The following is an 8802-nucleotide window of genomic DNA, read 5'->3' as shown; positions in this document are numbered from 1 at the left end:
AAGTGGAGCGCTACAACCGCATCCTCGCCGAAGAACTGCTGTACTCCCGCGAATAAAGCGTATCAAATGATTCGAGACGCTGAGCGTGTTGTGTGGACAACGTCGAAATTGACCTTCCTCACATACTCGTTTCGCAGCCCGCAAACCCCACCCTGACGGATAGCACAGACAACGCAGCCAATAAACTGGCTGTACAACTCGACGCCAGGAGCAGCCAGCATGACCGACCTAAGTCCCCTCGGACGTGCCCACCTCCTAAAGAATGCGCAGATCTACGGAGATGAAGTGCTGGTCGACATCCTCGATGCACTGGAAGCCGCACTCAAAGAACGAGACATGTTGTTAGATTTCGTTAACCGATCAGTGACTGAACCGGACCCCAAACCCGCTCCCTGCGTGTTGCGATGAGTGTGTGTCATGGCCGGAACCGATCGCCCCAGTGGTCGAGAGCGTCCAACATGAATGCACTGTCCAACGAGTAGATCCGCTCTCTCCCCTGTAATCCGACGGTGATGAGCCCCGCTTCCTCGAGCTGGCGAAGGTGGCGGCTCGTTGTCTGCCAACTGTTGTCCATCCGGCCAGCGATCTTCCCAGAGGTCCGCGAGCCACCGTGTGCAAGCAGCGTCACCAAGATCGCGCGCCGCGTCCGGTGCGATAGCGCAGCAAACACTGCATCTAAGCGGTCCAGGTCCGCAAGGCCCGGGATGGGATCAGGCGACGGCATTCAGCACAACCGGTACGAACTCATCGAAGTACAGCGCGCGGCCTGTAAGGGTGGGAGTGGGGTTCTCGAGGAGGTTCGCAAGCTGGGCCCAGATCGGGATCAGGTCGGGGTGCTCGTGCGCAGGACCCATCACCCCGGGAACCCACTTGGCAAGCTCGATGTACCGAAGTGGCGCCGACACCGAGCGGAACAGCAGCGGGGCACCCTCAGCGATAAAGCCCAGCCGATGCAAGATCGCCCAGCTCTCGGGCAGCACACGCTCGAACTCATCCGCGACACCCGCTCGAACGTAGTAGGTGCCGAACGTTACTTCTTCTTCAACTCTTTGATCAGTCATGTTGCTTACTCTAAGCCAAATCGCTTAGCGATTCGAGGATTGAGGCTCGGCGTCAACAACCTCATGGCCAGCAACAACTAGACGCGCAACCCTATCCGACGAGTTCGAAAGCCTGACCGTGCTGCACACCACCGCGATCCGGTCTTTCTCATGCGCATGAAAATTTCGACCGATACGCTTCCACCGCACCCGCACACGGATGCAGACGCGCCGGAGAGGACGAGATGATGACCCCTGCAGAGGCGGAAGAATTGGCCGCGGGACACATGCGACGTCTCGGCTTCGTAGACGCTACGGCAACTGGTGCGGGCGCGGACGGCGGCCTGGATGTGAACTCGACAGACGCGGTCGCCCAGGTCAAGCTGCACTTCAAGCCGATAGGTCGACCGGACCTGCAGAGACTGTTCGGCGCTCGCGCACACGGAACTACGAAAGCGATGCTGTTCTTCAGTTTCGCCGGCTATTCCGACGCTGCCCTCAAGTATGCGGACAGCGTGCAGATGGCGCTGTTCACGTTCGACATGAACGGCAAGGTCACGCCGTACAACGAGGCAGCACAATCGATCGGCAAAGAACCCCCCGCCCCAGCCGTCTGGGTGGCTCCACCGCCTCAAGTCTTCTACAGCACACCGCCTGAAGCGACTGTGCAGGCACCGAAGAAACGTGTAGAGACAAGGAAACGGAAATCGAAATTTGCACCTGATGAACAATCGAAGTGGTACGGCGGCAACACCATTGGAGTGACTCCGCCCGAAAGAGCGAAACAGGCGCCCCCTCCCCTGGCGAAGAACACTGGAAGACGCAAAACTCCAGAGCCCGTTGAAGCCAAACCACACCGGAACGATCGACGCAAAATGGCGCACCGCGAGCTGCTGGAACAACAACAGGCAACGCGGCAACTCGCGATGTCATCTCGCACCGATGACCTGATTTCCGAGTGGGAAAAACTTCCCCTCGACACTGTGATTGCTCAATCATCGGTACCTCGCAAGAAGGCCATGCATGAGGACCAGCTCGCGGAATACGTTCGCCGGCGTCGCGAGGACGAACCTGAGTCCTCGGCAGGACATGAACTGTCGCTGCAGGCGCCCGCTGCTACGACAAGCCCAGCACAGAGTCCAGGTGGTGAACCTACACAGGCCTCTTCTCTGAAAGCCGAACAGCCGGTCCCTCGCAACAGATCAACCCTGCGACAGTCATTGGCCGATCCTGCACTGCACCAGGAGAAGCGGAGAATTCGAAACATAGCCGCACCAATCTTCGGCGTCGCCACCATCGCGACCTTGATTCCGGTATTCGTCGGCAGCGACTACTCCATGGTTGTTATCCCACTACTTTTCGCCTGCATGACCGCACTCGCGATCGTCTATTCGAGGATCCCGTCCCAGTAGCGTGCACCTCCACGGCGGATACCGTGAAACAGACATCGATGAGAAGAGAGACACAGTCGTTGCCGTGTCGTGGTCCGTCCTGTTCTGGCTCATTGCATCTGATGCCGACCCGGTAGGTCTGATGCGGCAGAGTGCCTTTCTGATGCCTGGCGCATGAAATCTGATGCGGGCCTGGTCATGTCCGACGTACGAGGACAGCGGACGGCCAACCGAAGTCCAATCGGCAGGGGGTGGCACGTCAATAGATTTCCACGCGCATCAGATTCAGTGAGCCGATGTCGAACATGGCTGCGCTTCGTCGATGGGTGACGACGAACAAGGCCAACGCGCTGCACTCGTCGCGCTCGGCGTCGAGGCCGACTCCATTCATATCGACCACGGTCTGACCGGGACAGATCGGCCCCGACCCGCACTGACAGCTGCACTGTCCGCTATCTCGGCTCGGGACACCCTCGTCGTCACGACGCTCGAACGGGTCTCGATCAGGTGGGACGAGCGCAACCCATCACCTCCTGGTGCAGACACGCGGGTTCACCGGATCTTGGGAGCAATACCGTTGGATCCGGACATCGTCCTCGATGTTCTCCCGATCGAGGAAGTCGGCGGGGAATGGCTTGTTCCCGACGTGTCCGCATATACGCTCCGAGATACGTCCCGGTAGTCAAAAAATCATGTAAGCGGACTTTGCGGCTAATAGTGGTGAGCAGGGTCAGGTCATCGAACATTTTTTGCGCACCGACCTCTCGCCGGTGTCGCTTACAGCGTTTGGATGTGACCGATGGTCGACTCCACCGATCCGCCTGCACTACCGAGAGCGGACCCATGGCACGCGGAAACTACTGTGGCATAAAGATTCCGCACACAATTGTGCCCCGGTCGCAGACGTCGTCAACCCTGTCACGTGGGCAGGTTCGGTGCCGTATGCCGCCGGCATCGCACCTCGTATGCGCATCGGCCACAGCAAAGTGGTTCAACCTGCCCTGGCTGCTCCTGATCGGATTCGCCGTCCTGATCGCGGCGGTGGCTGCGGCACAGCACTTACGTGGGTTGTCGTCGGTGCAGGTGTTCGTCGAACAGCACCGCGGAGTCGCGAGGTCAGCCCAGGGGAAACGTCTGCCCTTCCCACATGGTTGGGTGCGCAGCAATTTCTTAATCTGTTTCTGATGGTCTTCATCATCCGGTCGGGCATACAGATTCCCACCGACCACCCTCGGCTGTACTGGACCCGGCACAGCGCTCCTGGTCGGGAGTGGTTTCATATCTAAAAGCCTGTGCCTGCCGATCCCTTGTGGACAGCGCGCGACGGACCGAACCGTGCAACATGGGGCCGATGCCTACACGTGCGATCTCGAGCTCGACTGTGGATAAGTCGCTCGACGCAAAAGTGTACGACGGTCTTCGGCGGCAGACCGATTCCAGATCGAGTCCCCCATACCCGTTACACCGTCGACAGTTGCCGTTTGGGTGCGATGTACGGTGAGCGAACCGTCGATAGCTTGAGGTTAGCGAAAATCCGGATTGTACTGTTACGGTAAGTTACTTGAAAGTTGTTCGTTCTTCATGAGGTCGGGGCCGAATGGAGCTCCACCTGCAATGAAACTATGTAGCACAGCGCTTTTCCGGAACGAAAGTCCCTGTACATTATTTGTTCGTCGTTGCGTTCGACGCATCGAGCTGTCTCACGGAGATCCGATCGATGCTTGCGGGATCATTGCAGCACCGTTCCGTACGGCCGCAATCAGCGTTAAGACGGTGGCGCCATGACGAGCAGATGTCGGCGCGAAGCCGCATTGCTCGCCGTGTTTCTAGCACAATTCGAACCCGTAGCCGGGGGACAGAAACCGACCGTCACTCGCCTCACCGCCCGTGAGATCGACCAGTGGCGAGAGGACTACGAGCAAGCGGTGCAATGGTCAACTGCAACGAGTTTCAGCACGAACGACGTCGCCAACCTCAAGGAAATGCGTCGACGGTACGGTTTTACCTCCGCCCTCTGAGAGTGCACTACGGGACGATGTGCTCGACTCGACCTTTCGGCAACGAACCAATTTTGCACGGTCGGTGCCGCTTCACAGCGTTCTCGACCATGTCGACGTGGTGCGTTGGGCCTTCGTTTGAGATCCCCCTCACATAAATAGTCATCTCAGATGCGAATTATGTAGGTTCGGGTCATGCAGCTGACGCAGTTCACCGATCTGGGATTGCGCGTCGTCATGCGGTTGGCCGTACTCGACGCCGATGCCTCCCCCAGTACCCGGGTAATTGCGCAGCAGCTCAACGTGTCGTACTCCCATGCCACCAAGGTGGTTACGCGGCTCGGCGAGTTGGGCATCGTCACAACCAGGCGTGGTCGCGGCGGTGGGCTTTCCATCACCGAACTCGGCCGCACCGCCACCATCGGCTGGCTGGCCAGACGCCTCGAAGGGTCGGGTGAAGTCGTCGACTGCGAAGGCGACAAACCGTGCCCACTGCGCGGCGGCTGCCTCCTTCGGAGCGCTTTGCGAGAAGCGCAGGAAGCGTTTTTCGTCTCGCTCGACGCGGTCACGATCGAAGACGTCATCCGGCAGCCGTCCAAAACTGTTCTGCTTCGCCTCACCACTCGGAGCGACGAAGCAAGCTGATCAACGTCAATTTCGACCGAACGGAGCAGCTCATGCTTTCCCCACAGTCAACCGAGGTCATTCGCGCCACCCTTCCCGTGGTCGGCGCCGCCATCGGCGATATCACAACCCTGTTCTACCGCACGATGTTCGACGCACACCCCGAACTCGAACGTGATCTGTTCAATCGCGGCAACCAGAAACAGGGTGAACAGCAGAAGGCACTCGCGGGCGCTATCGCGGCATTCGCAACGCTTCAGCTCGAACCCGACAGCGCCAAGGTTGATCTCATCCTTTCTCGTATCGCTCACAAGCACGCGTCGTTGGGCATCACCCCTGACCAGTACGCAATCGTGCACGAACACCTCTTCGCCGCAATCGTCGAAATACTCGGCGATGCAGTCACTCCCGACGTCGCGGCAGCATGGGACGAGGTCTACTGGCTGATGGCCGAAACCCTCATCACGATGGAGCGAGGCCTCTACCAGCTCGCCGGCGTCGATACCGGTGACGTCTGGCGGACGGTTCGAATCACCGAACGGGTATTGCAGTCCGCCGATACCGTGTCACTGACACTCGCCTCACTCGACGGCAGCGTTCTCCCCACCTTCGCTCCCGGACAGTACCTTTCGGTCGGCGTGGTGCTTCCAGACGGCGCTCGCCAGATACGTCAATACAGCCTCTGTTCCGTGCCGAGCAGCGCGGGCTGGCGGATCAGTGTGAAGCGAATCTCGGGAACTCCCGACGGCGAGGTGTCGAACTTCCTCTACAACAACGCGTTCGAAGGTTCCGAGCTGTCGGTAACCACACCGTTCGGCGATCTGATGATGCCTGACGACGACTCACCATTGCTCCTCGCGTCGGCCGGAATCGGTTGCACACCGATGATCGGCATGCTCAATCATCTCGTGGACACCGGCGCCGAGCGTTCGGTCTCAGTCATTCATGCTGACCGATCGATTGCGGATCATGCGCACCGCGCAGAACTCAGCACACTCGTCGAGAAGATTCCCGCCGCAACCCTGCACCGTTGGTACGAGGATCTCGGCACGCACGTGGCGTTCGGATCTGTTCACGAAGGACGGGCGGATTTGCAAGACATTGCAGTGGAGCCCGATACCCAAGCCTTCCTCTGCGGGCCGATGCCGTTCATGTTGGCGATGCGCGCATCGTTGCTCGAACGGGACGTCCCGCCGCAGAATATCCACTACGAGGTCTTCGGACCGGACAGCTGGGCCAATACCTGAGCGGAGCCGACATGACGGAAGACCCACCGGTGGAAACTCTTTCGCGGTGGTCGGATTCGGGAGCGACGTGGCGTGTTCTACGGCGCACCTCCACATCGATCACGGTCTCACTACGGCGCTGCGACGGGGGCGAGGAAGTTGAGCGTCTGACCTCATCCGATCCCGACCTCCTGGAGTGGATCGGTGACCGTGTGAGCAGCGAGGACTGACGTGTCCAACGCACCGCTACCTGCGGTGCGTTGAGCACGTCATCCGTGGAATCGTTGTGCGATCAGCTCTCGGGGTAGTTTCTCTGGGCCCGGGTAGGCGACGATGACACGTATACCGTCAGGGTCGCAGCCATCGACGAAAGTCACTCCACCGACTACCTGGGTGAAGGTAGAGGCATCGTATGCGCGTAGTCGTTCACTGATCCGCGCCAATTCTTCTTCGGTATCAGCGGACCACATGACGTAGTGGACGCCGATGTTGCTCATGTTGCGCCGCGATGCGCCCTGTTGGACATACATGTAGATCTGGAAATCATCCGGCGTCAGAAGGAGCGCCGCCTCGCGTTCACGCAAGGCGACACGGCAGGAAAATACGTCGCAGTAGTAGCTCACCGACCGATCCAGGTTGGCTACTTGCATCACCGACGAGGCAACTTTGGCGGCAGCACACATTTTTCTCTCCTACTCCCGAACAAGCCAGAGGCCTTCACAGTACCGTCGCACTCGGTGTATTGGCTTTCTCTGTGGCGCGAAGTCCGCATGCACCAGAATTCGCCGCTGACGTCGATGACCGTTCGCCAACTCCCGCTCCGTGGTGACCCGCCCGGACGGTCGTCAGTACCAGCCAGGCGGGCCGAGTACACCCGACCTGGGAGAGTCGGGCGCACGATCAGGGATCGGCCCACCGGACGTGTGTGACGACCTCCCGGAGAACCCCATCCGTCACCGTCTCGGAACTAGAGACGACGCGGAAAACGAATGTAGCGCACACAGTTCCACTGATCTACCACTGCCTGCGACTTACCACGGTCACGTCCCTCCCACAGTTCGGCCGATCTAAACTCACCAGAACAATTAAAGCCACACCCTCACAGGAGCAGCGATGAGTCCCCGGCCCACCTGGCTCCACACCCGATCCACCGAACTTCGGGCCGCACTCCTCGATCTCGGGCTCACGATCACCGACACCGAAGCCCGGAAAATCCTCGACGACAAACTCACCGAATACGCGACCCTGATGCGAGTCACCCGCCAGACCGCACAGCGAGACTTCACCGACGAACGCCTCCTCGCGTTCGCGCAGTCCCTCGCGGTGTCACTCTCCGACGAAGCCCCCGGCGCCGACCTGATCGAATTCGAACGCAGCATCTCCATGCCCGTCGCCTCCGTCGGGTTGACCACCGCGGCACTGGCCGAAGCCTTGAAAGTCGCGCACATCAACCTCGACGACAAAGAAGCCCTCGCAGGCCTGTCGCTACTGTCGACTCTCGGTATGATCACCGCCGACGCCAATGCTTTCCTCGTCCCCACCCCACGCCCGCTGCTCCTGCGCATCGCCCGCTACCTCGACGGCGCCGCGACATCCATCACCGACGGTGCGAACCTGCCCGACGGCCTCGACGACACCCACAGACAACAATTCGCGGACATCCTCGCCCAGGACGCCGACGGAATCCGGGCCCTCGCCAACACCGACGACGGCGACACCCCGAGCCTGTGGCGCACCCCCAACCCGCGCTGACCGCCGGCGCATCAAATCGCAGTCCACGCGTCGAAACCTGCGGGACGGCTCGCCCGCCGATAGACCAGGGGTGGCTACCGGCGGAGCGTTCGCCATGCCCGTTGGGGACCGGGTGATGCCGCCCCCGAAAATTTACGTGCCACCCACCTCGGTTACCAGTCTTCGCACAGTTACAGCTACTTGAGCATTGAACTATCGAGGGGAGTGCCTCGCCGCCTGCAGGTGAACCGGTACCGAGTTAGTTCATCGCACCCATGAGTCGCCTTCACTTATCTCCCGCGTACCGACCGGTCAGCAATGACGCAGTAACATCACCATTTGGTGCGCTGCTTTCCGCCTCGGTTCCAGCGCACCACCCGATACCACCGCACAGGCAGTCACCCCTTCGGACTGCCTGCATGAGCCACACGTGCAGGAGCGACGCATGACCTCCCCTGACGAGCGTCTGACCGCCAAACTCGAACAACTCCCCATCAGCGACGACGCCCCCATGTGCTCACTCCTGCGCACCACCCTGCTCAAACACGCTCAACACGGCAGCGACATCACCGAGCCCACCCTGCTCGGGCTGCTCGCCATCACCGGCGCCCTCGAAGAACGCCTCACCCGACTCGAAGCCACGATTCAGCCCTCCCCCACACCATGACGGCACCACCGCCTCGCATCGACCGACGAAAGCGCGTCCGAAAATTCCTCGGAGCGAGGTCAGAAATTGCCGTTATCCTCGGCTGCATCCTCTTCGCCCTCGTCATCGTCTGGTGGGCAGCCTGAA

Annotated in this window: 11 protein-coding genes; 8 read left to right on the top strand and 3 right to left on the bottom strand. The window is 60.2% G+C overall.

All coding sequences use genetic code 11. From position 1 onward, the window contains the following. Window positions 1-415: 415 nt before the first annotated feature. Both H7C86_RS35995 and H7C86_RS35990 read right to left on the bottom strand, forming a co-directional pair. A complete protein-coding gene (locus tag H7C86_RS35995) occupies window positions 416-724 on the bottom strand; it encodes a helix-turn-helix transcriptional regulator (protein ID WP_182263422.1) in 309 nt (102 codons plus the stop codon). Continuing rightward, window positions 711-1061 (bottom strand): hypothetical protein, encoded by a 351-nt coding sequence (locus tag H7C86_RS35990; protein WP_182263421.1) that lies wholly within the window; start codon window positions 1059-1061, stop codon window positions 711-713. Before H7C86_RS35990 ends, H7C86_RS35995 begins: the two co-directional genes overlap by 14 nt. 224 nt (window positions 1062-1285) lie before the next feature. On the opposite strand from H7C86_RS35990, the gene H7C86_RS35985 reads away from it, so the two are divergent. The 6 genes from H7C86_RS35985 (at window position 1286) to H7C86_RS35960 (ending at window position 6508) form a co-directional block, all read left to right on the top strand. Then, a complete protein-coding gene (locus H7C86_RS35985; protein WP_182263420.1) occupies window positions 1286-2452 on the top strand; it encodes a restriction endonuclease in 1167 nt (388 codons plus the stop codon). Window positions 2453-2753: 301 nt separating this feature from the next. Then, window positions 2754-3113: a recombinase family protein gene (locus H7C86_RS35980; RefSeq protein ID WP_182263419.1), complete on the top strand. Its 360-nt coding sequence runs from the start codon at window positions 2754-2756 to the stop codon at window positions 3111-3113. A 1099-nt stretch (window positions 3114-4212) separates the two neighbouring features. Further along, window positions 4213-4449, top strand: coding sequence for a hypothetical protein (locus H7C86_RS35975; RefSeq protein ID WP_024488063.1), 237 nt, complete (start codon window positions 4213-4215; stop codon window positions 4447-4449). A 174-nt stretch (window positions 4450-4623) separates the two neighbouring features. Next, complete coding sequence (locus H7C86_RS35970) at window positions 4624-5073, top strand: Rrf2 family transcriptional regulator (protein ID WP_060939846.1); 450 nt, start codon at window positions 4624-4626, stop codon at window positions 5071-5073. A gap of 32 nt (window positions 5074-5105) precedes the next feature. Beyond that, a complete protein-coding gene (locus H7C86_RS35965) occupies window positions 5106-6299 on the top strand; it encodes a globin domain-containing protein (protein WP_024488093.1) in 1194 nt (397 codons plus the stop codon). Between the two features lie 11 nt (window positions 6300-6310). After that, window positions 6311-6508, top strand: coding sequence for a hypothetical protein (locus H7C86_RS35960; protein ID WP_024488094.1), 198 nt, complete (start codon window positions 6311-6313; stop codon window positions 6506-6508). A 39-nt stretch (window positions 6509-6547) separates the two neighbouring features. Here H7C86_RS35960 and H7C86_RS35955 read toward each other — a convergent pair whose 3' ends face one another. Continuing rightward, window positions 6548-6961: a VOC family protein gene (locus tag H7C86_RS35955; protein WP_024488095.1), complete on the bottom strand. Its 414-nt coding sequence runs from the start codon at window positions 6959-6961 to the stop codon at window positions 6548-6550. Between the two features lie 430 nt (window positions 6962-7391). Here H7C86_RS35955 and H7C86_RS35950 point away from each other — a divergent pair, with 430 nt between their 5' ends. Continuing rightward, window positions 7392-8030 carry a hypothetical protein gene (locus H7C86_RS35950; RefSeq protein WP_182263418.1) on the top strand — a complete coding sequence of 213 codons (639 nt, stop codon included), beginning with the start codon at window positions 7392-7394 and terminating at the stop codon, window positions 8028-8030. A gap of 424 nt (window positions 8031-8454) precedes the next feature. Next, window positions 8455-8676, top strand: a complete 222-nt coding sequence (locus tag H7C86_RS35945) for a hypothetical protein (RefSeq protein ID WP_024488097.1) — start codon at window positions 8455-8457, stop codon at window positions 8674-8676. Window positions 8677-8802 lie beyond the last annotated feature (126 nt).

This window comes from Rhodococcus sp. UFZ-B548, assembly GCF_903819475.1.
GTDB classification, from domain to species: Bacteria; Actinomycetota; Actinomycetes; order Mycobacteriales; family Mycobacteriaceae; genus Rhodococcus_F; species Rhodococcus_F erythropolis.
Note: the sequence above shows the minus strand (reverse complement) of the source record. Positions and strands in the feature narration are given on the sequence as shown.